Origin of the sequence: Salipiger sp. CCB-MM3 (assembly GCF_001687105.1) — a bacterium.
Lineage (GTDB): Bacteria > Pseudomonadota > Alphaproteobacteria > Rhodobacterales > Rhodobacteraceae > Salipiger.
Genome location: NZ_CP014595.1, coordinates 414,207 through 436,100, shown reverse-complemented (window position 1 = coordinate 436,100; position 21,894 = coordinate 414,207). Strand labels below are relative to the sequence as shown.

The window sequence follows — 21,894 nt, the reverse complement described above, 5'->3', positions numbered from 1 at the left end:
TGACCCGGCGCACGGCATTGCAGGCCGGGGGATTTTCCGTCACATATAGCCGGAATTTGGATCCTGCACAGACGGAGCGCAACATGACCGAGCAGCCCCAGACCACCTTCAAACGTGTGATGCTGAAAATCTCGGGTGAGGCGCTTATGGGCGACAGGGGCTACGGCCTCAACCCGCAGACCGTCGAACGGATCGCCCGCGAGGTAAAATCCGTTCACGATATGGGTGTAGAGATCTGCATGGTGATCGGCGGCGGCAACATCTTCCGCGGCCTCGCAGGCTCGGCACAGGGGATGGAGCGGACCACCGCCGACTATATGGGCATGCTGGCCACGGTGATGAACGCGCTGGCGATGCAGTCGGCGCTGGAAGAGCTGGGCGTCTTCACCCGGGTGATCTCGGCGATCCGCATGGACGAAGTGGCCGAGCCCTACATCCGCCGCCGCGCTGTGCGCCACCTCGAGAAGAAGCGCGTCTGCATCTTCGCCGCGGGCACCGGCAACCCCTATTTCACCACCGACACCGCCTCGGCGCTGCGCGCCAACGAGATGGCCTGCGAGGCGATCTTCATGGGCAAGCAGGTGGATGGCATCTACGACAGCGACCCCAAGACCAACCCCGAGGCCAAGCGCTACGACCGCATCACCTATGACGATGTGCTGCGCGACAACTTGAAGGTCATGGATGCCTCGGCGATCGCGCTGGCGCGCGACAACAAGATGCCGCTGATCGTCTTCTCGCTGAACGAGCCGGGCGGGTTCCGGGGCATTCTGGCGGGCGAGGGCACCTATACCGAGGTGCACGCGTAACCTTTCAAGGCCGACGCGCCACAGAGGCTGGGGCGCAGGCTCCATACGCTGCATAAAACGGGGGCTCCGCCCCCGAACCCCCGGGATATTTTCGCCAAGAGGAACGGGGGACCGGGGAGCGGGGGCTTCAGTCTCTTGCCAGCGGGTGGTGGTCCATCACCAGATCGCGCAGGCGCTCTTCCAGAACATGGGTGTAGATCTCGGTGGTCGCCACGTCGGCGTGGCCGAGAAAGGTCTGGATGGCGCGCAGGTCGGCGCCATTGGCCAGAAGATGCGTCGCAAAAGCGTGGCGCAGCGTGTGCGGCGTCACCTTCGCCGGGGACACCCCTGCAGCGACCGCGATATCCTTGATCATCACATAGAATGCATGGCGGGTCAGATGCCCGGCCTTGCCGCGCGAGGCAAAGAGAAAGCCCGACGCGGGCTTGCCTTCCGCCTTCGCCAGCGCCTCGCGGGCGTCGCGGCGTTCGAGCCAGATGGCCAGTGCCTCGCGCGCGGGGGCCGAGAGCGGCACCATCCGTTCCTTGCCACCCTTGCCGCGGATCAGCAGCATCCGCGGATCGCCACGCGCCGCCGAGAGCGGCAGCGTCACAAGCTCGCTCACCCGCATCCCGGTGGCATAGAGCAGTTGCATCAGGCACGCGTTGCGCAGCCGGTCGTCGGCGGTGCGGCCATGGGTCTCGGAAGCGTCGAGCAGCCGGTCCACTTCTTCGGTGCTGAGCGTCTTTGGCAGGCGCTTCGGGCGGCCGGGGCCAGAGATCTGCACCGCCGGGTTGTCGCCCCGCAGCCCTTCTTCAAAGGCGAAACGGTAGAGCTGCTTGATCGACGACAGCCGCCGCGCGCGGGTCGATACCGCGAGCCCGTCGGCCTCGCAGGCGATCAGATATTGCTCGACATCAGCGCGCTCGGCGCTGGCCAGATCGCGGCCACGGGCGGCGAGCCACGCGGTGAAATCCGCCAGATCGCGGGCATAGGCCGAGCGCGTGTTGTCGGCGGCGCCGCGTTCGGCGGCCTGCGCTTCGAGGAAGGCTGAAACCCAGTTCGCCGCGCTCACAGCGGGGCTCCTTCGTCCGCGAGGATGAGCTGCTGGATCGCGGCGCGGCGCGCCGTGTCTTCGAGCCCGACGCGGCGCAGCGTCGCCAGCGCGCCGGTCAGATCGGCGTGATTGCCCTCGGCGCCGGACCCAAAGAGGGCGATGGCGCGCAGCACGGTCTCGCCCAGCTTGCCCTCTTGCAGCAGCGTCTCAAGCTCGGGCGGCACCTCTGCATCGGGGCGCCAGGCTTCGGCCACCGCCTGCGCGGCGGGGCTGCGCGGCATCGCCTCGGGCGTGTCGCCCTTCGCGACGGCGGCAACGGTCTCCATCAGCCCGGACTGCGGTGCCATCGCGCGCGCGGCGGCCTCATAGTCGGGCGAGAGCAACGCAGCGCGCCGGGCCAGCCCGGCGGCGCGGCCCTCAAGCGCAAGCCCGCTCAGGCGCGGGGCGTAAAGCTCGGCAAAGGGCACCAGCAGCCCGGCGCTGCGCATCTGCGGCCATGCGGCGATCAGCGCGGGGCCAATGAGATCGCTGCGGCGGCCCTCGAGCGCGGCCTCCAGATCCTGAATCGCGGACACCCGGTCCCAGACCCCGCCAGAGGCGGCGGGCTCGCGGTCGGTGTAAATGCCCAACAGCCGGTTGCCCGACAGCGTGCCGCGCCGCGCCAGCCGCTCAGCCGACAGGATCTGCGCGCGCCAGCCGCGGTTGCCCGACAGATCGGCGGCGGCGAACATCCGCGGCAGCGGCTGCGTCGGCAGCGCCTCTCCGATGCTTTCGAACAGGCGAAACTCCAGCGGCGTCGGGCGCGCAGGCGGGTTGAGCGGCGCAGAGGCGTCGACCAGTTCGGGATCGAGGTGACGGGCCAGAAGCTCGGCGTCGCGCCCGTCGATCTGCCCAAGCGCCTCGGCGCTGCCGAACACGGTGACCGAATGCTCCCAATTGCCGATCCGCGCGTCGCAATAGATTCGCGTGGGGATGTCGTCCGACAGATAGGGCTGGCGCATCAGCGTCGCGCAGGGCGGAGAATCATCCCCGGCGATCAGCGCGAGGTCGAGCCAGCGTCGGAAGATCTCGGGCGACGAGGCGCCGCCAGCCTGTTCGACCAGCGCCAGCGCGGCATCCACCGCGCCTTCCTCGATCAGCCGGTCGATGCGCGCCACCAGCAGCGACGGCTTGCCCTGCGGCGCGTCGGCCTCGGCCAGAAGCAGCGTCAGCATCTGCGCGGAAAGCGCGGGCACCGCAGGCTCCACGCGGGCGATGAGCGGCGCCAGCTGCGCCGCGTCGGACGCGGACCAGAGCGAGCGCGGCAGGCCGGTCATCGCCGTCGACAGCAGCCCCGCCGCCTCGGCGGAGGGCGCATCGAGCGTGGCGCTCTCGACCGCGGGGGAGGTGCCCGAACGCGCGATTGGCGGCTCATCCTTGGGCAGCGCGCCGGGGGAAGAACTGGGGGAAGAACTGGGGGGTGAACTGCGTCCGGGAAAGGCACGGCTCGAGGTCCCGCTCTCGGGCAGCGGATGCGGCACGCGCAGAGTGCCGGTCGCGGGCGCCTCTGGCAGTGGCATCGCCGCGCTTACACCGGGAACACCAGACACAGCGGGGCCGGGCTTGAGCCAGTCGATGGCAGCAAGCGGGGCCTCGGCAGCGCCGAGCGTCGGGGCGCCCAGAAGCAGGGCGCTCAGAAGTAGCCTAGTTCGCATCAAGCTCCACGGGCTGGCGAATTTCCGTCTGGGGCGGCGAGAAATCCGCGCCGAAGTAGGGGCCCACATAGGCGTAAGCCACCAGCGCGATCGCCGCGAGGACGAGAAGGAAGAAAAGGGGTTTGAGGAGTCGTCCCATATGCTCGTTAGTCCTGCCTCATGTTTTTTGTCACTTATACCTAGCCTTTTCGGCAACGACACGTCATTCACGGCCTCAGGAGGCAGAATTGGCGATGCATGGCCGAGAAACAAGGGGATTGCACCCGAAGTTGAAAAAGACAGTTGTGCTGGTGGGCATGATGGGAGCAGGAAAATCGGCCGTTGGCCGAGCGCTCGCCTCTGCCCTGAACGTGCCGTTTCGCGATTCGGATGCCGAAATCGAGAAAGCGGCGAATATGACGATTGCCGAGATCTTCGCCCGCGACGGCGAGGCATTCTTTCGGCGCAAGGAAAGTCAGGTGATCGAGCGTCTGCTCGACGCCCGCCCGGCGGTGCTGTCGACCGGGGGCGGGGCCTATATGGCCGAAGCGAACCGCCGGATGATCACCGAAAAGGGCGTCGCGGTCTGGCTCGATGCCGATCTCAAGGTGCTCTGGGGGCGGGTGCGCCACAAGGACACGCGTCCGCTGCTGCGCACGCCCGATCCGCTGGCCACGCTGACCGAGATCTATGAGCGCCGCGTGCCGATCTATGCGCTGGCCGATCTGGCGGTGACCTCGGAGCATGGGCTGTCGGTGGACAGTATGGCGCTGAAAGTGATCGAGACGCTGAAGACGCGGCCCGACGTATTGGAGGAATGCAGCGGATGAGTGATGCGGCTCTGCTGGGAACGGTACATGTGGACCTTGGCGCGCGCGCCTATGACGTGCGCATCGGCGCCGGGCTGCTGGCGCGGGCCGGGGCCGAGATCGCGCCGCTGCTGGGCAGCCGCAAACGCGTGGTGGTGGTCAGCGACGAGACCGTCGCCGCGGCGCATCTGCCGGCGCTGAAGGCAGGGCTCGCCGCCGAAGGCATCACCTGCGAGGCGCTGAGCCTGACGCCCGGCGAGGCGACCAAATGCTGGCGCGAGCTGGAGCATGTCACCGAATGGCTGCTGGCCCAGAAGGTCGAGCGGCGCGACGTGGTGGTGGCGCTCGGGGGCGGGGTGATCGGCGATCTGGTGGGGTTTGCCGCGGCGATCCTGCGCCGGGGTGTGCGCTTTGTGCAGATCCCCACCTCGCTGCTGGCGCAGGTCGACAGTTCGGTCGGCGGCAAGACCGGCATCAACTCGCCCGCGGGGAAGAATCTCATCGGCGCCTTCCACCAGCCCTCGCTGGTGCTGGCCGATATCGATGTGCTCGCCACGCTGGCGCCGCGCGACTTTCTCGCGGGCTACGGCGAGGTGGTGAAATACGGGCTGCTCGGCGATGCGACATTCTTCCATTGGCTCGAGGACAGTGCCGCCGGGCTGGTGGCGCGCGATCCGCGGGTGCTGGCGCATGCGGTGACCCGCTCGGTGGAGATGAAGGCCGAAATCGTGGTGCGCGACGAGACTGAACAGGGCGATCGCGCGCTGCTCAACCTCGGGCACACTTTCTGCCACGCGCTGGAGGCGGCCACCGGCTATTCGGACCGGCTGCTGCATGGCGAGGGCGTGGCGATCGGCTGCGCGCTGGCTTTCGAGCTTTCGGCCCGCCTCGGGCTCTGCCCGCAAGAGGACCCGTCGCGGCTCCGCGCGCATCTGGCGCAAATGGGCATGAAGCGCGACCTCAGCGATATTCCCTGCGATCTGCCGAGTGCCGAGGCGCTCTTCGATCTCATGGGGCAGGATAAAAAGGTGCTCGACGGCGCCATTCGCTTCATCCTCGCCCGCGGCATTGGACAGGCTTTCGTCACCGCCGATGTGCCGCGCGAGGCGGTGCTGGGCGTGCTGCGCGATGGGCTGGCCGCCCGCTGAACGGCGCCGCCGCGCCTATAAGGCGTATTTGAAAAGAGAAGAAGCCCGGGGATCTTGCTCATCCTCGGGCTTCTTCTCTTTAAAAATACGCATGTTGATACTGTGGCGCTTGCGCTGTGGGCGGGCGCTTGGCGCCAGACACAAAAATGGCGCGAGGGTGTGCCTCGCGCCAAGTGGAAGAGGTTCCGTCAGGTCCGGGGATCAGCCCTGCCAGAACTTGCGGCGCGCCTCCCGGAGGGCGGCGGTCCGTTCCAATCCGACGTCACGCAGAAGATGGTCATCGAGCTCGAGCAGCGCACGGCGGGTGTGGCGGCGCTCGGACCATTTCGCGGTCACCACCGCAACGCGCAGCGCAATGGCCGCAAACGGCGGCAGCGGGCGCTGCGCGTCGAGATAGGCAAGAAGCGGGGCGTGGGCGGCATGTGCCATCGGTGTGTCTCCAGTTTTGTATCGGTACAATTATCTTGATCTCATGTGTTCATTGATACATTGTGCCCCAATGAGCGTCGAGAAAAACATTGTTACCGATACAATTTTCGAACTGTTCGAAAATCAGGCGTCGGGTCCGAAATATCGAATGCTGGCAAGTGCTTTGCGGGACGGGGTCACGCAGGGGAAGCTTGCCGCGGGCACGCGGCTTCCGCCGGTGCGGGAGCTTGGATGGCGGCTCGGCATGACCCCGGGCACCGTGGCGCGGGCCTATACAATCCTCACCGACGAGTCCGTGCTGGTGGCGGAAGTGGGACGCGGCACCTTCGTGCGCGGCGCGCCCGAGACCGCGCCGCCGCTGCTGATCGAGAGCGGCCCGCGCGAGGTGACCCCCAGCGGCGACGCGATGGTGAGTCTCTTCACCGGGCGCATTCCCGATCTGGGGCAGGTGGCGCTGGTGCGTGAGGCGCTGGCCCGGATCTCGGCACGGCCGTCGCCCGGTCTGATGGACTATCCCACCAGCCGCGCCTTCGCTCCGGCGCGTCAGGCGGCGCTGAACTGGCTGGCGGATGTGCCCATGGGGCAGGTGCATCACGAGGATGTGGTGCTTAGCCACGGGGCGCAGAACGGCATCTCGCTGGTGATGCAGGCGGTGCTGCGCGGGCGCCGTCCTGTCGTGCTGGTGGAGGAGCTGTGCTATCCCGGCTTTCGCCGCGCCGCCGAACTGTTGCGCGCCGAGCCGGTGCCAGTGCCGATGGACTCGCAGGGGCTGCGGCCCGATGCGCTGGCGGAACTGGCACGCAAACATGAGGCGCAGCTGCTCTGCACCTCTCCGGCAATGCACAATCCCACCACCCATGTGACGCCGCCCGCGCGGCGGCGCGAGATCGCCGCAGTCGCCCGCAGTTGCGGGCTGCACGTGCTGGAGGACGACAGCACCTTTCTGGGCGAGGCGCGCTGCGAGACCTATCGCGCGATGCTGCCGGAGCAGGGCTGGTTCGTCTCGTCGATCTCCAAGACGTTGACGCCGAGCCTGCGGGTCGGCTTCGTCATTGCCCCACGGGCGCGGCGCGGCGATCTGCGCCGGGCGGCGGAATACGGGTTCTTCGGCCTTGCGCTGCCGCTGGCCGATCTGGTGACCGATCTGCTCAGCCGCCGCGAGACCCGCGAGATCGTCCGGGCCGTGCGCGAGCGCAACGCGCTCTATGTGCGCAGCGCGGTGAATTTCCTTGGCGGCCATGATATCACGTGGAACGAGGAGGCGCCCTTCGTCTGGCTGCGGCTTCCGGCGGGCTGGCGCGCCGCCGCCTTCTGCATGGCGGCAGAAGCCGAGGGCGTGCAGGTGCGGGCCGCCGAGGAGTTCGCCCTGCGCGACGCCTTCGCGCCGCATGCGGTGCGCATCGGCATGAACGGGCAGGTGCCGCTGCCCGAGTTCGAGGCCGCGATCCTGAAGCTGCGCAGGCTGCTGGACGATCCGCCCGAGCAAATCCTCGTCTGAGCGGGGCTGGGGCTGAATATTTGTGGGGTATTTAGATACCGTTTTTTTAAGTATATGTTTTCAAACGACTAATGCGGAAAGGTGGCGCTTGACTGTGTCGCGGGCATGCTTATAACCCGCCCATCGGAATTCGGGGCCCGCCGTGGCTCCTTTTTGAACAAGCTCAAGGGCAACCACGATGAAAACCTTCTCTGCGACTCCGGCAGACATCGAGAAGAAATGGATCGTGATCGACGCGGAAGGCGTCGTTCTCGGCCGTCTCGCCTCGATCGTTGCCATGCGTCTGCGTGGCAAGCACAAAGCCACCTTCACCCCGCACATGGACATGGGCGACAATGTCATCGTCATCAACGCCGACAAGGTGCAGATGACCGGCAAGAAGCGTGAAGAAAACTTCTACTGGCACACCGGCCACCCGGGCGGCATCAAGTCCCGCACCAAGGCCCAGATCCTCGAGGGTGCACACCCCGAGCGTGTGGTGTTCCAGGCCGTCAAGCGCATGCTTCCGGGCAACCGCCTGTCGCGTCAGCAAATGACCAACCTGCGCATCTACGCAGGCGCGGCGCACCCGCACGAGGCGCAATCGCCCGAAGTGCTGGACGTCAAGTCGATGAACAAGAAAAACACCCGGGTGTAATCATGGCCGAACAGATCAACTCTCTGGAAGAGCTGGGCACCGCTGCAGGCATCGAAGCTGCGCCCGAAACCGTCGAAGCCCCGCGTGAGCCCGTTCGTGACGAGCTGGGCCGCTCCTATGCCACCGGCAAGCGGAAGGACGCTGTTGCACGCGTCTGGATCAAGCCGGGCTCGGGCAAGGTCGTGGTGAACGGCAAGGAACAGGCGAAATACTTCGCACGTCCCGTGCTGCAGATGATCCTGCGTCAGCCCTTCACCGTTGCCGGTGTGGAAGACCAGTTCGACGTTTACGCGACCGTGAAAGGTGGCGGTCTTTCGGGTCAGGCCGGTGCGGTCAAGCACGGCATCTCGAAAGCACTGCAGCTTTACGATCCGTCGCTGCGTGGCGCTCTGAAAGCCGCAGGCTTCCTGACCCGCGACAGCCGCGTCGTCGAGCGTAAGAAGTTCGGCCGCCGCAAGGCACGCCGTAGCTTCCAGTTCTCGAAGCGCTGATTTTCAGCCTTCGGACGATTTGGATCGCGCCGGCCTTGTGTCGGCGCGATTTCTTGTTTCTGCGGGCATGTTTGCGGAGGAGGAGCCATGGCACGTCCATATCGCGTCTACTTTGTCTATACGCGCCGCAAGCGTGACACCGGCAGCACGGTGATGCGCGCCTTCCAACTGCGTGAAATGCTTGCGCAGCATGCCTCTGCGCGCATCGAGGCGGGGCTGATCGAGATGCCCGAACGTGCCGACGGCTTTGCCGCACAGGAACGCTGGGTGCTGTCGCTGCCGCGCGATGCGGTCTATGTGATCTCGAAGACCGCGGTGCGCAAACTGTCGTCCCGCGCGGCGCATCTGCTGCGCTGGTGGGGACGGGGTCTGTGTTTCGACCATGTCGACGAGCCGCAGGACCGGATGCGCTTTGCCGGTGCCGACCTGCACCTGAGCTGTTCCTTCACCCAGCAAGATGCAATCTCGGCCCGGCCCGAGCTGGCCGGACGCGTGCGGCTGGTGCATCACCATGTGGATCCCGAGATTTATCGCTTGCCGCAGGCGCAGCAGGCGCAGTTCGCGGCGCTCTATCTGGGCGATCCGCTGAACACCGAAGTGCCGCCGGAAATCGCGGCGGAGGTCACGCAATTGCCCGCCAGCACGCGGGCCGAGTTCGAAGCGGCGCTGCCGCGCCTGCCGGAGTACAACCTGCATTTCTGTGCGCGCCGCTTTCGGGCCGGACAGGAGGGCGCCTTCAAGCCCTTCCTTAAGGGCTTTACCGCCGCGGCGCTGGGAGCCGCAGTGCTGGCCAGCCGCGACACCGAGGACGCCGAGCGGTTTCTTGGCGCGGATTATCCGTTCTTTTTCGATTGCGGCGAGGCTCCGGCGGTGCTGGAACGGGCGCGCGATGCGTTTGGCGGTCCGGTCTGGACAGAGGCGCGTGCGCGTATGGCCGCGATGGCCGAAATGGTGCGGCCCGAGGCGATTGCAAATCAGCTGGCCAACGTCGTGGAAGAATTTTACTGAGCGCGGACGCGCCATGAACCAAGGAGCGCCCTGGCATGAAATCCTGCATCGTCGTCGGAACCTACCTGTCTCCGGGGCAGACCTTCGTCAACCGCCACATCCAGCACCTGTTCGGCGGCGCGGCCTGCGTGATCGCTGACCGGCTGACCGAGGAAACCCCTGAAGATGGGCGCTTTTTCGAGATGTCGCCCGAAGACCGTCCCGCCACTGACAAGCTCATCCGTCCCTTTGCGCGTGGCCTCAACCACCTGCGCCACGGCTCCAGCCGCATGCCCTATGGCTCGGCGCGCCGCGGTGCTTTGCGCTTTCTGGCGCAGCACAAGCCGGACATGATCCTGTCTGAATTCGGCCCGCAGGGCGTGGCCATCGCGCCCATCGCCAACGCGGCCGGTATTCCGGTGTTCTGCTATTTCCGCGGCTCGGATGCCTCGTCGCGCATTCGCCATCCGCATGTGCAGCGCGCCTACAAGAAGATGATGCCACGGCTGGCCGGGGTGTTCTCGGTCTCGCAGTTCCTGCTCGACAATCTCGCCTCGGTCGGTGTCAGCCATCCCAATTCGGTGGTCATTCCCTCGGGCGTGGACGTGCGGCGCTTCGTGCCGGGCGAGAAGCTGCCGGGATCCTGCCTTGCGGTGGGGCGTTTCGTCGAAAAGAAGACGCCGCTGATGACCATCCGCGCCTTTGCCGAGGCCGCCCAACGCAACCCGCAGGCGCAGCTGACGATGATCGGCGACGGTGAGCTTTATGAGCCCGCCAAGGCGCTGGTGTCCGAGTTGGGGCTGCAGGATCGGGTGTTGCTGCCCGGCGCGTTGCCGCACGAAGAGGTGCGCGCGCATCTCGAACGCACCGAGGTCTTTGTTCAGCATTCGGTCACCGCGCGGAACGGCAATACCGAAGGGCTGCCGACCTCGATCCAAGAGGCGATGGCGGCGGGCTGCGTGGTGGTCTCGACCCGCCATGCCGGCATCCCAGAGGCGGTGCGCGAGGGGCAGACCGGCTATCTCGTCGAAGAGCACGATGAGGCGGGCTATACCGAGGCCGTGGCCCGCGCGGTTGCGCTGCCGCCCGAACAAAAGCGCCAGATGGGCGAAGAGGCGCGGCGCATCGCCATCGCCGATTACGACAACGCCGAGCTGCTGAAAAAGCTGGAAGCCGAGATTCGCCGCACGCTGGGGCGTTGAACAGCGCCGCAGAGGGCGCGCTGAGCGCGCCTTAACTGTTGTCGGGTGGGATGAGGCCGAGGCCGCGCAGGTAGATGCCGATGCCGGTCTCCAGCAGCTCGTCCGCGGGGAAGGGCGACTGGGTGCCCGGCGAGTTGCGCGCGAACAGCTCGACGACGCCGTGGCTCAGCGCCCAGACATGCGCCGAGAACATCGCCGCGGGCGGGCGCTTCTCCGGGGGGATGTGCTGCGACAGATCGCTCGCGGCCTTCTCCAGCACGCCGCGGGCGTGGCGCGAGGCGGCGGCCAACTCGGGCGAATGGTTCACCGAGATACCGCTTTCGAACATCGAGATGTAATGGCCGGGATGGCGGCGGGCGAAGGCGAGATAGGCGCGGCCCGTGGCCTCGAAGGCCGCCAGCGCCGAGGGCTGGCCGCTGTCATAGGCGTATTGCATGAGATCGCCGAAGATCTCATAGCCCTGCCGCGCCGCCTCGGCGATCAGATCCTCACGGCCCGAGAAATGCCGGTAGACCGCGGCAGGCGTGACCCCGGCGCGCTTTGCCGCCTCCGACAGGGTGAAGCCGGTGGGGCCCTTTTCCTCGATCAGCTCCAGCGCGGCCTCGACCAGCGCCTGCCGCAGGTTGCCATGGTGATAGCCGCGTTTACCCATCCCAGACTTCGGGACCCCCGGCGATCTTCGCGTCGGGCACGCCAACGGCGGCCTCATCCTTGTTGTCATAGTCCAGATGGCTCAGCACGTGGCGGATGGCGGCGATGCGGGCGCGCTTCTTGTCGTCCGAGCGGATCACCGTCCAGGGCGCGGCGGAGGTATGGCTGCGCGAGAGCGTCTCGCGGATCGCGGCGCCATATTCGTCCCAGAGCTTCAGCCCCTCGACGTCGATCGACGACAGTTTCCACTGTTTCAGCGGGTCCTGCTCACGCGCAAGGAAGCGGCGCAGCTGCTCGGCCTGTCCGACGTTGAGCCAGAACTTGAACAGCTTGATGCCTTCCTCGACCAGCATCTTCTCGAAGTCGGGCACCTGCGCAAAGAAATGCTCGCGCTGCGCCTCGGTGCAGAAGCCGAAGACATGCTCGACCACGCCGCGGTTGTACCAGCTGCGGTCGAAGAAGACGATCTCGCCGCCCGCGGGCAGATGGTCGATGTAGCGCTGCAGATACCATTGCGTCGCCTCGGTGTCTGAGGGTTTCGAAAGCGCCACCACGCGCGCACCGCGCGGATTGAGGTTCTCGCGGAAGCGTTTGATCGTGCCGCCCTTGCCGGCGGCGTCGCGGCCCTCGAACAGAATGGCGATGCGATCGCCGCTGGCCTTCACATGGCGCTGCAGCTTCATCAGCTCGACCTGCAGCGCTTTCATCTGCTTGTCGTAGCTCTTGCCCTTCATCTCTTCGGAATAGGGATAGCTGTGCGAGAGGATGTCATCCTTGTCGGCGCGGCGGATGGCCTGTCGCACCTCCTTGGGAGCCTTCTTCTCGAAGAACGCGCTGATCGCGCCGTCGAAGGGCAGGGACACGGGGCTAGGTCCTTCTGATTGCGTCGTCTTCATCAATATGGGGCCAAGCGCCGGTCAGCGCAAACCCGCGCGCGCGGCGGCGCGGGCGATGGCGGCGTCCATCTGCGCGGGGCTGACATGCTGGGGCATATGGCCGACGCCGGGCAGGGTGACGAGATTGGCGCGCGGGATCTGCGCCGCCGTCGGCACCGAGTGGATCTGCAGGCCCACCGTGGTGTCGGCCTCGCCGTGGACCAGTTCCACCGGCAGATCGAGCGCCGGGTAGCGCGGCGCGAGGGTGCGGATCTCGGCCTTGAGGCTGGCGCGCTGGCGGGCGTTGGCCGCAAGGCTCTCGCGGCGCAGGGTCAGCGGCGCGCCGATATGCGCGGCATAGCCCGCGGGCACCGGGTTGGGCAGGAACACATCCTCGATGGCATCCTGCACGGCGCTGTCGGGCGCGAAAGCGGCAATGGCGGGATTGGCGAGCGGCGCGAGCGGCCCGGCGGTGATCTGATAAAAGAGCGGCAGCCCGCCCTCCCAAGGCTGCGAGGCGGCGCCCAGCAGCACCAGCGCGGACACGCTCTCGGGATGGTTCGCCGCCCAGGCCAGCGCCACGGCGCCGCCATAGGACTGGCCAAGCACGATGGGCCGCGCCGCGCCCAGTTGCCCGGCGGCGGACGACAGCAGCGCCGCCTGCTCGAAGATGCTGTCGCCATCCGCCTCGGCCTCTGTGTAGCCAAGGCCCGGGCGGTCGAAGGCGATGACGCGATAGCGCGGGCTCAGCCGCGCGACCGCGTCAAAGGTCCAGTCGCGCAGATTGCCGCTGGCACCATGGATCAGAACCAGCGGCGGGCCGCTGCCCTTTTCCACGTAATGCACCCGGCGGTCGCCGACCTGCAGGAACTGCCCCTCGGGGGGGAAGGCCGCTTCGGCGCCGCTGGCCTCGCGGCCCGCCTTGCTGCTGGTCAGCCCGCAGCCGGCCAGTGTCAGCAGCAGGGCGGGCAGCAGCATCTGCCACATGGCTCAGGCCCCGACCTTGGCGGCGGCGCGCCAGTCGGTGGACTCGCTGCCGATCCGCGCCACGTCGAACGGCGTGGTCATGTAGATCTCGGAGATCCAATTGGTGAACAGCAGATGCGCGTGGCTGCGCCAGCGGTTCAGCGGCTTCTGGCTCGGATCGTCGCTGGGGTAGTAATTCGCTGGCACGTTGATCGGCTTGCCCGCCTCGACGTCGCGGTCATACTCGTCCTTCAGCGTGGTGCTGTCATACTCGAGGTGGTTGAAGATATAGAGCGCGCGATGCGCCTTGTCTTCGACCAGCGCCGGGCCGGTTTCCGGCGAGTGGATCAGCACCGGCAGGCCCGCCGCCTCGATCTCGTCGCGGCGCATCTCCGTCCAGCGCGAGACCGGCATCACCATATCGTCCGAAAAGCCGCGCAGGAAGGGCGAGGCGGGGGCGAGGTTCTGATGGCGCACGCAGCCGAAGGCCTTGTGATCGAGGATGTGCTTCTTGATGCCGTGGAAATAGTTGATCATCGCCATGCCGCCCCAGCAGACGCCGAAGGTGGCGTGCACATGGGTCTGGCTCCACTCGAAGACGCGCTTGAGCTCGTCCCAATAGGTGACATCGGTGAACTCGAGATGTTCGATCGGCGCGCCGGTGATGATTAGCCCGTCGAACTTCTCGCCCGAGGCCTCGACCTCCGAGAAGGGCCGGTAGAAGGCTTCCATATGTTCGGCGGCGGTGTTCTTGGTCTGATGCTCGCTCATGCGGATCAGCGAAAACTCGATCTGCAGCGGCGTCGCCCCGATGAGGCGCGCGAACTGGTTCTCGGTCTGGATCTTCTTGGGCATGAGGTTGAGCAGCGCGATGCGCAGCGGCCTTATGTCCTGCCGCGAGGCGCTGTCCTCGGACATGACCATCACGCCCTCGCGCGAGAGCACGTTATAGGCGGGAAGGTCTTCGGGCAGCTTGATCGGCATGGAGTTTATCCTTTGGTCAGATGCGCAGATGTATCGCCGCAGGGGCATTTGCTCAAGAGGGGCGCGGGGATGGGCTTGCGGCGCGGCAAAAGAGGGGGCGCTGCCCCCGCCCGCTGCGCGGGCTCCCCCGGGATATTTTTGCCAAGAGGAAGGGGCGGGCTTCCTCTTGGCAAAAATATCCCCGCCGGAGGCAGGCCGACCGGTACCGCCTTCGAGGGGCTTGTGTTTTCGCGCGGCCTGTCGTTCTGTGATCGCAGTTTTGGGAGGAGATCATTCATGCGCGCCGCTGTCCTGAGAGAATACAACGCCGACCTGTCGATCGAGGAGGTGCCGGTGCCGGCCTGTCCCGAAGATGGCGTAGTGCTGAAGGTGCTGGCCTGCGGGGTCTGCCGCTCGGACTGGCACGGCTGGTCGGGCGAGCATCCGCGGGTGAAGCCGGGGCAGATCCAGGGGCATGAATATTGCGGCGAGGTGGTCGAGGCAGGACCCGCCTCGCAATGGCAGGTCGGCGACAAGCTGGTGGCTCCCTTCATCCTTGCCTGCGGCACCTGTCCGCAGTGCCGCGAGGGGCAGCAGCACACCTGCTTCGACCAGCGCCTGCCGGGGTTCATCGAGCCCGGCGCTTTTGCCGAATATGTCGCCGTGCCGCGCGACTTCAATCTCGCGCGACTGCCCGAGGGCATGTCGCCGACATTGGCCGCAGGGCTTGGCTGCCGGGTGACCACGGCGTGGCACGCGCTCACCGGGCGCGCGGCGCTGCAGGGCGGCGAGTGGCTGGCGGTGCATGGCACCGGCGGCATCGGGCTTTCGGCGGCCATCCTCGGCCGCGCGCTAGGGGCGCATGTGGTGGTCGTGGACGTGGTGCAGGAAAAGCTGGATCACGCGCTGTCGCTGGGCATGGATGCGGCGGTGAACGCCGCCGAGGAGGACGCTGCGGCGAAGATCAAGGAGATCACCAGCGGCGGCGCGCATGTGAGCGTCGAGGCACTGGGCATCCCGCAGACCGTCAACGCCTCGATCCGCTGCCTGCGGCCCCTCGGTCGGCACGTGCAGGTGGGCATGCCTGTGGGTCATCACGCTGTGCAGGAGGTGGACATGAACGCCGTCTATATGGCCAATCTGGCGCTTTACGGCACCCGCGGCATGCCCTCGCATCGCTATCCGTCGCTGCTTGGATTGATTACGCGCGGAAAGGTGGATATGAGCCCGCTTATCGCGCGCGAGATTCCCCTCAGCCAGGCCGGGGCGGAACTGGCGGCGTTCAACGGGCCGACGCCTCCGGGTGTGGCCGTGATCACCGATTTCACCCGCTGACGCGGGGGCGGCGCCGCAGCGCGTCGCAAGGCCGTTCAGGAGAGTGCCCATGAAAGCCGCCGTCATCGTCTTCCCCGGATCGAACTGCGATCGTGATCTCAAGATGGCCTTCGAACAGGCCGGGCTGCAGGTCGAGATGGTCTGGCACAAGGACACCGCGCTGCCCGAGGGCGTCGACATTGTCGGCCTGCCGGGCGGCTTTTCCTACGGCGATTACCTGCGCTGCGGCGCCATTGCCGCCAACTCGCCGATCTGCCGCGATGTGAAGGCCCATGCCGAGCGCGGCGGCTACGTCTTCGGCGTCTGCAACGGCTTTCAGATCCTCACCGAGACCGGGCTGCTGCCGGGCGCGCTGCTGCGCAACGCAAACCTCAAGTACATCTGCCGCACCATCGGCCTCGAGGTGGCTGAAAGCCAGTCGATCTTTACCCGCGGCTATGAGGCGGGCGAGCGCATCGGCATCCCGATCGCGCACCACGACGGCAATTACACCGCCGATGCGGCGACGCTGGATAGGCTCGAAGGCGAAGGCCGCGTGGCCTTCCGCTACACCGACAACCCCAATGGCTCGGACCGGGATATTGCGGGTATTCTTTCGGAAAACCGCCGTGTTCTCGGGATGATGCCGCACCCCGAGCGGGCCTGCGATCCGTCGCAAGGCAATGAGGACGGTGCGCGTCTTTTCGCCCATTTGACCGCCGCGCTGGCCGAGGCTTGACCGGCAACGCTTGAGAAGGCGGCACGCGGCGCGTAAATTGGGCGCCATGTCGGAGCCCGCCAACGATCAAAAAGACCGCAGGCGCTCGGGCCCGCTTAGCTGGCGGGTGCGGGCTGCCTTGATTGTGCTGCTGGTTCTGGCGGTCAGCACGGTGTGGATCACCAACGTCCTGCTGACCGACCGCTCCACCGCCTCGACGCGCAACCGCGCCGAGCTGCGGCTGGCGCTCTACTCCGGCAACATCCTTTCCGAACTGCGCCGCAACGCCATCGTGCCGCAGCTTCTGGCGCGCGACCCGGCGTTGATCGGCGCGCTCAATTCCAATGATTTCAGCCAGTCGACTCAGCGCCTGATCTCTTACGTGGATGAGATCGGTGCCGCCTCGTTGATGCTGCTGGATCGCGACGGGCGCACCGTGGCGGCGACGGACCGCAACCGGCTAGGGCAAAACCACCGCGGCGAGGCCTATTACGTCGACGCGCTGCGCGCCAACACCACCGTCTTTACCGTGCAGGAGCGCGAGGCGGGCGGCTATGCCTTCACCTATTCGCGCCGGGTCGAAAGCCAGAATTCCGCCATCGGGGTCATCGTGGTCGAGGTTGATCTGGCCAAGTTCGAACGCGCCTGGGCCGGGATCACCGATGCTGTCGCCGTGCTCGATTCCGAAGGCCATATCATTCTGGCGACCGAGCCGCGCTGGCGCGGGCTCACCATGGATGAGGCGCTGGCCCGCCAGCCCGCCGAGAACGCCATAGAGCGTGCCATCAAGGCCACCGCCGATTGGACCGCGCTGCCCGCCGACGCCTATCTGCGCGGCGAGGCGGTGATGCGGATCGACGGGCGTATCCCGTTCCGCGGCTGGACCATGGCGACCTTCACCACCTACGCCTCGGTGCGCGAGAAGGTGAACGCCGTGCTGGCGCTGGAGATCATGGCCTTTGCGCTGCTGGCGGCGCTGGCCTTTTACGCGCTGTCTCGCAAGACCGCGCTGCGCATGGCCCTGTTCCAGCGCGAAAGCGTCGAGTTGCGCGCGCTCAACGCCCGGCTGCAGCGCGAGATCGCCGAGCGCGAGAAGGTGCAGAAGGATCTCGCCAGCGCCGAGCAGACGCTGGAGCAAAGCTCGAAACTCGCCGCGCTTGGCGAGATGTCCGCCGCGGTGAGCCACGAGTTGAACCAGCCGCTGGCGGCGATGAAGACCTATCTTGCCGGGGCGCGGCTGCTGCTCAACCGCAACCGCCCCGAGGAGGCGCTGACCGCCTTCTCGCGCATCGACGATCTCATTGAGCGCATGGGCGCGATCACCCGCCAGCTCAAAAGCTATGCCCGCAAGGGGCAGGCCAATTTCGTGCCCGTCGACATGGGCGAGGCGCTTGCCTCGTCGCTGTCGATGATGGAGCCGCAACTCAAGGCGCGGCGGGTGCGGATCTCGAAAATTCTGCCCGATGTGCCGGTGCGGGTGATGGGCGACCGGATGCGGATCGAGCAGGTTCTGGTGAACCTGCTGCGCAACGCCATCGACGCGACCAAATCCGTGGTCAACCCCGAGATCGAGATCATCCTCGCCAGCGGCGAGACCGCGACGCTGAGCGTGCGCGACAACGGCCATGGCATCGAGGATCTCGATGCGCTGTTCGAGCCTTTCTACACCACCAAACAGCCCGGCGACGGCACCGGCCTCGGCCTTGCGATCTCTTCGGGGATCGTCGCCGATCTGGGCGGCCGTCTCACCGCTCGGAACGGAACCGAGGGTGGGGCTGTTTTCGAGATGCAATTGCCTATCTTGAACCAAAGCCACGCGGCGGCCGAGTGAGCGGGCGCCATGACGAGTATGACACCGCGTAACGCGTAAGAAGACCACAACAAAAGGCGACCAGACCGAATGACCAAAGCCATGAAGATCGCCATCGTCGACGATGAAAAGGACATGCGCCAGTCGATCAGCCAATGGCTGGCCCTGTCGGGCTATGACACCGAGACCTATTCCAGCGCCGAAGAGGCGCTCGGCGCGGTCGGTGCCGATTATCCGGGGATCGTGATCTCTGACATTCGCATGCCGGGCATGGATGGCATCCAGCTGCTGCGCAAGCTCATGGGCAATGACAGCGCGCTGCCCGTCATCATGATCACCGGCCACGGCGATGTGCCGATGGCGGTCGAGGCGATGCGCATCGGGGCCTATGACTTCCTCGAAAAGCCCTTCAACCCCGATCGCATGTCGGAACTGGCGAAGAAGGCCACCAACGCCCGTCGCCTGACGCTCGACAACCGGGTGCTGCGGCGCGAGCTGTCGGACGGCGGCCAGCTGATGAGCAAGCTCATCGGCCAGAGCCCCGCCATGGAGCGGCTGCGCGAGGACGTGCTCGATCTGGGGCAGGCCGATGGCCATGTGCTGATCGACGGCGAAACCGGCACCGGCAAGACGCTGATCGCCCACGCGCTGCACGCGGTGGGGTCGCGCGCGGGCAAGAAATTCGTGCTGATCTCTTGCGCGGCGATGGATGAGGATGCGCTGATGCGCCGCCTCTTCGGCCCGATGCAGCCCGAGGACACCCGCCTGCCGGCGATCGAGGAGGCGCGCGGCGGCACGCTGGTGCTGGAAGACATCGAGAGCCTGTCGGACGCCTCGCAGGCCCGCCTGCTGTCGGTGATCAACGATCAGGGCACCCCGCCCGAGACCCGCATCGTCGCCATCTGCAACCTTCAGGACGAAGGTCGCACCTGCGAGACCGCTCTGCGCCCCGATCTCTACTACCGCCTTGCGGCGCTGAAGATCACCGTGCCGCCGCTGCGCCAGCGCGGCGAGGACATCCTGACGCTGTTCACCCGCTTCTCCGAGCAGTTCTCGGATGAATACGGCTGCGACGCGCCGCAGGTCTCGGCACAGGAGGCGGCGCAGCTCTTGCAGGCGCCGTGGCCGGGCAACGTGCGCCAGTTGATCAACCTCGCAGAGCGCGCGGTGCTGCAATCGCGCCGCGGCACAGGCACCATCGCCTCGTTGCTGATGAACGATCACGAGGACATGCAGCCGGTGATGACCACCGAGGGCAAGCCGTTGAAAGAATACGTCGAAGCCTTCGAGCGCATGCTGATCGACAACACCATGCGCCGCCACAAGGGCTCGATCTCTTCGGTGATGGACGAGCTGTGCCTGCCGCGCCGCACGCTAAACGAGAAGATGGCCAAATACGGCCTGCAACGCTCGGATTACCTCTGAGCAGAGCCTCGGAGCAGGGCATTGATCAAGGTGAGGCCGCAGCCCTCGGTGTGCGGCTTGACGCTTCGATAGGGTGCCCCTGTTAATGGCTTATTAAGCTTTTCGCTAAAACCTAAAGAAACCTCCCGGTCCATCCGGGAGGTTTTTCTGCATTCAGCGGCGTCTGCGCCGCCTGTGTGATCCCATTTGGTTAACAAGTTTTGAACAAGCAGGAGGGGAGCGGATATGAACACTCTGCCGGATATGGCGCTTGGCGCCGAGGCCGGGCTTCCGGCGTCGGAACTGGACGCGGTGCTTGATCGTCTTGGCGCGGCGGCACTGCCGCTGACCGGGGCGGTGGCCTGTCGTATCGACCTGCCTGCCGAGATCGTCGGCCCGCGCGCCATATGTCTGGCCGCGCCGCTGAGCGGGCCATTGGCCGACCATATGCAGCAGATGGCACAGGCTCGGGTGCAGCCGCTTGGCAGCGCCGCGGCACTGCCGCGCTCGGCACCTGCGCTGGGGGCTGCGCGGGACGCGGCGAACACCACGCTGCAGGAGGTCGAGGGGAGCCGCTATCGCTTCGTGCAGCGCTGCTTCACCGGCCCCTGCGGCCTTGTGCTGGGGGACATCCTGCTGGGCTTTGACGCTGCGCGCACCGGTGCGGACGAGGCTGAACAGGCGGCGCTTCATTTCACCGCGCTGCTGGCGTCGCTGCTGGCCGAGCGTCGGGGCAAGTTGGCCATGGCGCGCGACATGGCGGCGCTGGGGCGTCATGCGGCGCATCTGCAGCGGCGTCTGCGCAAGGACCCACTGACCGGGCTGGAGAATGCCACCTCCTTCGAGGCGGGGGTGCGTGATGATCTTGGCGCCGGGCGCGGCGCGCAGGCGTTGGTGCTGTTCGACGTGGATCACTTCAAAGACATCAACGATCTGCACGGCCACCAGTTCGGCGACATCTACCTGCGGGCCATCGCCGGCGCGCTGAGCAGCAGCCTGCCTGCAGACGCGCGGATCGGGCGCATCGGCGGCGATGAGTTTGCCGCGCTGCTGCGGTTGCCGAGCGACCCCGAGCCCGCTCTGGCAAGCGCATTGCGCCGCTGTCAGGCCGCGCTTCAAGGGCTTGGCGAGAGTCTGGGAAAACCCGAGATCGGCGGCGTCAGCATCGGCGCGGCGCTGTTTCCAAGGCAGGCGGAAACCTATGACACGCTGTTCGAACTGGCCGATACGGCGCTCTATGCGGCGAAACGGGCCGGGCGCGGTGCCGAGATGCTGTTCGATCCGCGACGGCACCTGCGGTTCAGCCTGCGCGAACTGATGCGCAATTTCTCGGGTGCTTTGGCCGCTGGCGAGGTGCGCCCGGTGTTTCACCCTGTGGTCGACCTCGCGACCGGGGTCTGCACCGGCTACGAGGTGCTGGCGCGTTGGCAGGCGCCCGGCGGCGACATGGTGGGGCCCGAACTTTTCTCGCCGATCTTCGAAAGCCCGGTGCTGGCCGAGCAGTTGACGCGCAGCATGATCGGGCAGGCCACCGAATGGCTGAGCCGCCTGCCGCAGCGCTGCCGCGCCGAAGGCCAGCCGCTGCGCATCGGGATCAATGTCACCCGCTTTGATCTGTGCAACCGCAGTTTTGCCGACGACCTCGCACGGCTGCTGGCGGATTTCGGTCTGAGCTGGGAGGCGCTGGTGATCGAGGTGCCCGAGACGGTAATGCTGGGCGAGACCGGCGGCAATGTGTTCGAGGCGCTCCGTGATCTGCGGGCGCGTGGAGCCAAGATCGCCCTTGACGACTTCGGCACCGGCTATGGCAGCCTGCGCCACTTGGGCACATGGCCGATCGACATGCTGAAGATCGACTGCCAGTTCGTGCAGGGCCTGAGCGCGCGCCCGCGCGACCGCGCCGTGGTCGAGGCGATCCTGAGCATGGCGCGCCGCTTTGGCTTTCGCGTGGTGGCCGAGGGGATCGAGACGCCGGGACAGCTCAGCTACCTGCGCGCCATGGGCTGCGATGCGGGGCAGGGTCATCTGATTTCCGCGCCGCTGAGCATAGAGGAGCTCACCTCTGCACCGGCGGTCTATCCGCTGAGCGGCGTCGAAGCCTAGCTTCGGCCAGAGACGCCAGTCTGTCACACCTGTCAGTCACGCAAGAAGCGGCGCCGGGCCTCTTCGGCCATTGCCTGCTTCATCTCGAGCTCTGCCAGAAGCGCCATTGCCGCGCGGCGTTCGGCGGGATCGGTGAGCGCGGCAAGCGCCTGACGCTGCAGAGCGACCTGCTTTTTCAGGGTGATCTCCTCGGGCAGCGCACCGGCCTCGGCCATGATGCGAAATCCCATGGCTTCGCCGGGATCGAGATGCGCCTCGCCGCTGCGGTCAGGCAGCGGACGGCCCTCACCTTCAAGGCCCTGCAGCTTGCCCTCGGCAAGGGATTTCAGAATCCGGCGTTCGGTCAGACGGCTCAGCCAAGACATGCAAAG

Annotated in this window: 22 protein-coding genes; 13 read left to right on the top strand and 9 right to left on the bottom strand. The window is 66.6% G+C overall.

The window, feature by feature from the left end:
• The first annotated feature begins 83 nt into the window (after nt 1-83).
• Nucleotides 84-809, top strand: coding sequence for a UMP kinase (pyrH, locus tag AYJ57_RS02125; RefSeq protein ID WP_066100535.1), 726 nt, complete (start codon nt 84-86; stop codon nt 807-809).
• A gap of 127 nt (nt 810-936) precedes the next feature.
• Here pyrH and AYJ57_RS02120 read toward each other — a convergent pair whose 3' ends face one another.
• Genes AYJ57_RS02120 through AYJ57_RS26165 form a run of 3 tightly spaced genes read right to left on the bottom strand, consistent with a single transcriptional unit; the run spans nt 937 to nt 3,678 of the window.
• On the bottom strand, nt 937-1,863 hold the full coding sequence (locus AYJ57_RS02120) for a site-specific tyrosine recombinase XerD (protein WP_066100533.1): 927 nt from the start codon (nt 1,861-1,863) through the stop codon (nt 937-939).
• A complete protein-coding gene (locus AYJ57_RS02115) occupies nt 1,860-3,539 on the bottom strand; it encodes a hypothetical protein (RefSeq protein ID WP_157373907.1) in 1,680 nt (559 codons plus the stop codon). Before AYJ57_RS02115 ends, AYJ57_RS02120 begins: the two co-directional genes overlap by 4 nt.
• On the bottom strand, nt 3,529-3,678 hold the full coding sequence (locus AYJ57_RS26165) for a hypothetical protein (RefSeq protein WP_193789503.1): 150 nt from the start codon (nt 3,676-3,678) through the stop codon (nt 3,529-3,531). The genes AYJ57_RS02115 and AYJ57_RS26165 overlap by 11 nt, the downstream gene beginning before the upstream one ends.
• A gap of 94 nt (nt 3,679-3,772) precedes the next feature.
• Here AYJ57_RS26165 and AYJ57_RS02110 point away from each other — a divergent pair, with 94 nt between their 5' ends.
• Complete coding sequence (locus AYJ57_RS02110; protein ID WP_066106534.1) at nt 3,773-4,348, top strand: shikimate kinase; 576 nt, start codon at nt 3,773-3,775, stop codon at nt 4,346-4,348.
• Between the two features lie 11 nt (nt 4,349-4,359).
• Complete coding sequence (gene aroB / locus AYJ57_RS02105; protein ID WP_157374104.1) at nt 4,360-5,475, top strand: 3-dehydroquinate synthase; 1,116 nt, start codon at nt 4,360-4,362, stop codon at nt 5,473-5,475.
• A 201-nt stretch (nt 5,476-5,676) separates the two neighbouring features.
• Here aroB and AYJ57_RS02100 read toward each other — a convergent pair whose 3' ends face one another.
• The gene (locus tag AYJ57_RS02100) at nt 5,677-5,904 is read right to left on the bottom strand and encodes a DUF1127 domain-containing protein (RefSeq protein ID WP_066100525.1); all 228 of its coding nucleotides are present in this window, start codon (nt 5,902-5,904) and stop codon (nt 5,677-5,679) included.
• A gap of 70 nt (nt 5,905-5,974) precedes the next feature.
• Here AYJ57_RS02100 and AYJ57_RS02095 point away from each other — a divergent pair, with 70 nt between their 5' ends.
• The 5 genes from AYJ57_RS02095 (at nt 5,975) to AYJ57_RS02075 (ending at nt 10,719) form a co-directional block, all read left to right on the top strand.
• Nucleotides 5,975-7,402, top strand: coding sequence for an aminotransferase-like domain-containing protein (locus AYJ57_RS02095; RefSeq protein ID WP_066100522.1), 1,428 nt, complete (start codon nt 5,975-5,977; stop codon nt 7,400-7,402).
• Nucleotides 7,403-7,580: 178 nt separating this feature from the next.
• Nucleotides 7,581-8,039 carry a 50S ribosomal protein L13 gene (gene rplM / locus AYJ57_RS02090; protein ID WP_066100519.1) on the top strand — a complete coding sequence of 153 codons (459 nt, stop codon included), beginning with the start codon at nt 7,581-7,583 and terminating at the stop codon, nt 8,037-8,039.
• Nucleotides 8,040-8,041: 2 nt separating this feature from the next.
• Nucleotides 8,042-8,530, top strand: coding sequence for a 30S ribosomal protein S9 (rpsI, locus tag AYJ57_RS02085; protein ID WP_066100516.1), 489 nt, complete (start codon nt 8,042-8,044; stop codon nt 8,528-8,530).
• A gap of 87 nt (nt 8,531-8,617) precedes the next feature.
• Entirely contained in the window at nt 8,618-9,538 is a 921-nt protein-coding gene (locus tag AYJ57_RS02080; protein WP_066100513.1) for a hypothetical protein, read from the top strand.
• A gap of 35 nt (nt 9,539-9,573) precedes the next feature.
• Entirely contained in the window at nt 9,574-10,719 is a 1,146-nt protein-coding gene (locus tag AYJ57_RS02075; RefSeq protein ID WP_066100510.1) for a glycosyltransferase, read from the top strand.
• Between the two features lie 31 nt (nt 10,720-10,750).
• Here the strand turns inward: AYJ57_RS02075 and AYJ57_RS02070 are convergent, their stop codons facing one another.
• Genes AYJ57_RS02070 through AYJ57_RS02055 form a run of 4 tightly spaced genes read right to left on the bottom strand, consistent with a single transcriptional unit; the run spans nt 10,751 to nt 14,195 of the window.
• Complete coding sequence (locus tag AYJ57_RS02070; RefSeq protein WP_066100506.1) at nt 10,751-11,371, bottom strand: TetR/AcrR family transcriptional regulator; 621 nt, start codon at nt 11,369-11,371, stop codon at nt 10,751-10,753.
• Nucleotides 11,364-12,233 carry a polyphosphate kinase 2 gene (gene ppk2 / locus AYJ57_RS02065; RefSeq protein WP_066100503.1) on the bottom strand — a complete coding sequence of 290 codons (870 nt, stop codon included), beginning with the start codon at nt 12,231-12,233 and terminating at the stop codon, nt 11,364-11,366. The genes AYJ57_RS02070 and ppk2 overlap by 8 nt, the downstream gene beginning before the upstream one ends.
• A gap of 54 nt (nt 12,234-12,287) precedes the next feature.
• Nucleotides 12,288-13,232: an alpha/beta fold hydrolase gene (locus AYJ57_RS02060; protein ID WP_066100500.1), complete on the bottom strand. Its 945-nt coding sequence runs from the start codon at nt 13,230-13,232 to the stop codon at nt 12,288-12,290.
• Between the two features lie 3 nt (nt 13,233-13,235).
• Nucleotides 13,236-14,195, bottom strand: a complete 960-nt coding sequence (locus tag AYJ57_RS02055; protein WP_066100497.1) for a homoserine O-succinyltransferase — start codon at nt 14,193-14,195, stop codon at nt 13,236-13,238.
• Between the two features lie 276 nt (nt 14,196-14,471).
• Between AYJ57_RS02055 and AYJ57_RS02050 the strand changes: the two genes are divergently transcribed.
• The 5 genes from AYJ57_RS02050 (at nt 14,472) to AYJ57_RS02030 (ending at nt 21,523) form a co-directional block, all read left to right on the top strand.
• Nucleotides 14,472-15,509, top strand: coding sequence for a zinc-binding dehydrogenase (locus AYJ57_RS02050; protein WP_066100494.1), 1,038 nt, complete (start codon nt 14,472-14,474; stop codon nt 15,507-15,509).
• A 49-nt stretch (nt 15,510-15,558) separates the two neighbouring features.
• On the top strand, nt 15,559-16,227 hold the full coding sequence (gene purQ, locus AYJ57_RS02045) for a phosphoribosylformylglycinamidine synthase subunit PurQ (RefSeq protein WP_066100492.1): 669 nt from the start codon (nt 15,559-15,561) through the stop codon (nt 16,225-16,227).
• Nucleotides 16,228-16,273: 46 nt separating this feature from the next.
• Nucleotides 16,274-18,037: a sensor histidine kinase gene (locus tag AYJ57_RS02040; RefSeq protein WP_066100490.1), complete on the top strand. Its 1,764-nt coding sequence runs from the start codon at nt 16,274-16,276 to the stop codon at nt 18,035-18,037.
• Between the two features lie 69 nt (nt 18,038-18,106).
• Nucleotides 18,107-19,441: a sigma-54-dependent transcriptional regulator gene (locus AYJ57_RS02035; RefSeq protein WP_066100488.1), complete on the top strand. Its 1,335-nt coding sequence runs from the start codon at nt 18,107-18,109 to the stop codon at nt 19,439-19,441.
• 225 nt (nt 19,442-19,666) lie between these two features.
• Nucleotides 19,667-21,523: a putative bifunctional diguanylate cyclase/phosphodiesterase gene (locus tag AYJ57_RS02030; RefSeq protein WP_066100485.1), complete on the top strand. Its 1,857-nt coding sequence runs from the start codon at nt 19,667-19,669 to the stop codon at nt 21,521-21,523.
• 32 nt (nt 21,524-21,555) lie between these two features.
• On the opposite strand, the gene AYJ57_RS02025 is transcribed toward AYJ57_RS02030, so the two are convergent.
• Entirely contained in the window at nt 21,556-21,888 is a 333-nt protein-coding gene (locus tag AYJ57_RS02025) for a J-domain-containing protein (protein ID WP_066100483.1), read from the bottom strand.
• Nucleotides 21,889-21,894: the final 6 nt, after the last annotated feature.

What these genes read in the sequence shown, in the direction of transcription:
- pyrH (WP_066100535.1), top strand. Translation starts at nt 84, where the DNA reads ATGACCGAGCAGCCCCAGACCACCTTCAAACGTGTGATGCTGAAAATC.
- AYJ57_RS02115 (WP_157373907.1), bottom strand. Translation starts at nt 3,539, where the DNA reads ATGCGAACTAGGCTACTTCTGAGCGCCCTGCTTCTGGGCGCCCCGACG.
- AYJ57_RS26165 (WP_193789503.1), bottom strand. Translation starts at nt 3,678, where the DNA reads ATGGGACGACTCCTCAAACCCCTTTTCTTCCTTCTCGTCCTCGCGGCG.
- AYJ57_RS02110 (WP_066106534.1), top strand. Translation starts at nt 3,773, where the DNA reads ATGCATGGCCGAGAAACAAGGGGATTGCACCCGAAGTTGAAAAAGACA.
- AYJ57_RS02100 (WP_066100525.1), bottom strand. Translation starts at nt 5,904, where the DNA reads ATGGCACATGCCGCCCACGCCCCGCTTCTTGCCTATCTCGACGCGCAG.
- AYJ57_RS02095 (WP_066100522.1), top strand. Translation starts at nt 5,975, where the DNA reads ATGAGCGTCGAGAAAAACATTGTTACCGATACAATTTTCGAACTGTTC.
- rplM (WP_066100519.1), top strand. Translation starts at nt 7,581, where the DNA reads ATGAAAACCTTCTCTGCGACTCCGGCAGACATCGAGAAGAAATGGATC.
- rpsI (WP_066100516.1), top strand. Translation starts at nt 8,042, where the DNA reads ATGGCCGAACAGATCAACTCTCTGGAAGAGCTGGGCACCGCTGCAGGC.
- AYJ57_RS02080 (WP_066100513.1), top strand. Translation starts at nt 8,618, where the DNA reads ATGGCACGTCCATATCGCGTCTACTTTGTCTATACGCGCCGCAAGCGT.
- AYJ57_RS02075 (WP_066100510.1), top strand. Translation starts at nt 9,574, where the DNA reads ATGAAATCCTGCATCGTCGTCGGAACCTACCTGTCTCCGGGGCAGACC.
- AYJ57_RS02070 (WP_066100506.1), bottom strand. Translation starts at nt 11,371, where the DNA reads ATGGGTAAACGCGGCTATCACCATGGCAACCTGCGGCAGGCGCTGGTC.
- AYJ57_RS02060 (WP_066100500.1), bottom strand. Translation starts at nt 13,232, where the DNA reads ATGTGGCAGATGCTGCTGCCCGCCCTGCTGCTGACACTGGCCGGCTGC.
- AYJ57_RS02055 (WP_066100497.1), bottom strand. Translation starts at nt 14,195, where the DNA reads ATGCCGATCAAGCTGCCCGAAGACCTTCCCGCCTATAACGTGCTCTCG.
- AYJ57_RS02050 (WP_066100494.1), top strand. Translation starts at nt 14,472, where the DNA reads ATGCGCGCCGCTGTCCTGAGAGAATACAACGCCGACCTGTCGATCGAG.
- purQ (WP_066100492.1), top strand. Translation starts at nt 15,559, where the DNA reads ATGAAAGCCGCCGTCATCGTCTTCCCCGGATCGAACTGCGATCGTGAT.
- AYJ57_RS02040 (WP_066100490.1), top strand. Translation starts at nt 16,274, where the DNA reads ATGTCGGAGCCCGCCAACGATCAAAAAGACCGCAGGCGCTCGGGCCCG.
- AYJ57_RS02035 (WP_066100488.1), top strand. Translation starts at nt 18,107, where the DNA reads ATGACCAAAGCCATGAAGATCGCCATCGTCGACGATGAAAAGGACATG.
- AYJ57_RS02030 (WP_066100485.1), top strand. Translation starts at nt 19,667, where the DNA reads ATGAACACTCTGCCGGATATGGCGCTTGGCGCCGAGGCCGGGCTTCCG.
- AYJ57_RS02025 (WP_066100483.1), bottom strand. Translation starts at nt 21,888, where the DNA reads ATGTCTTGGCTGAGCCGTCTGACCGAACGCCGGATTCTGAAATCCCTT.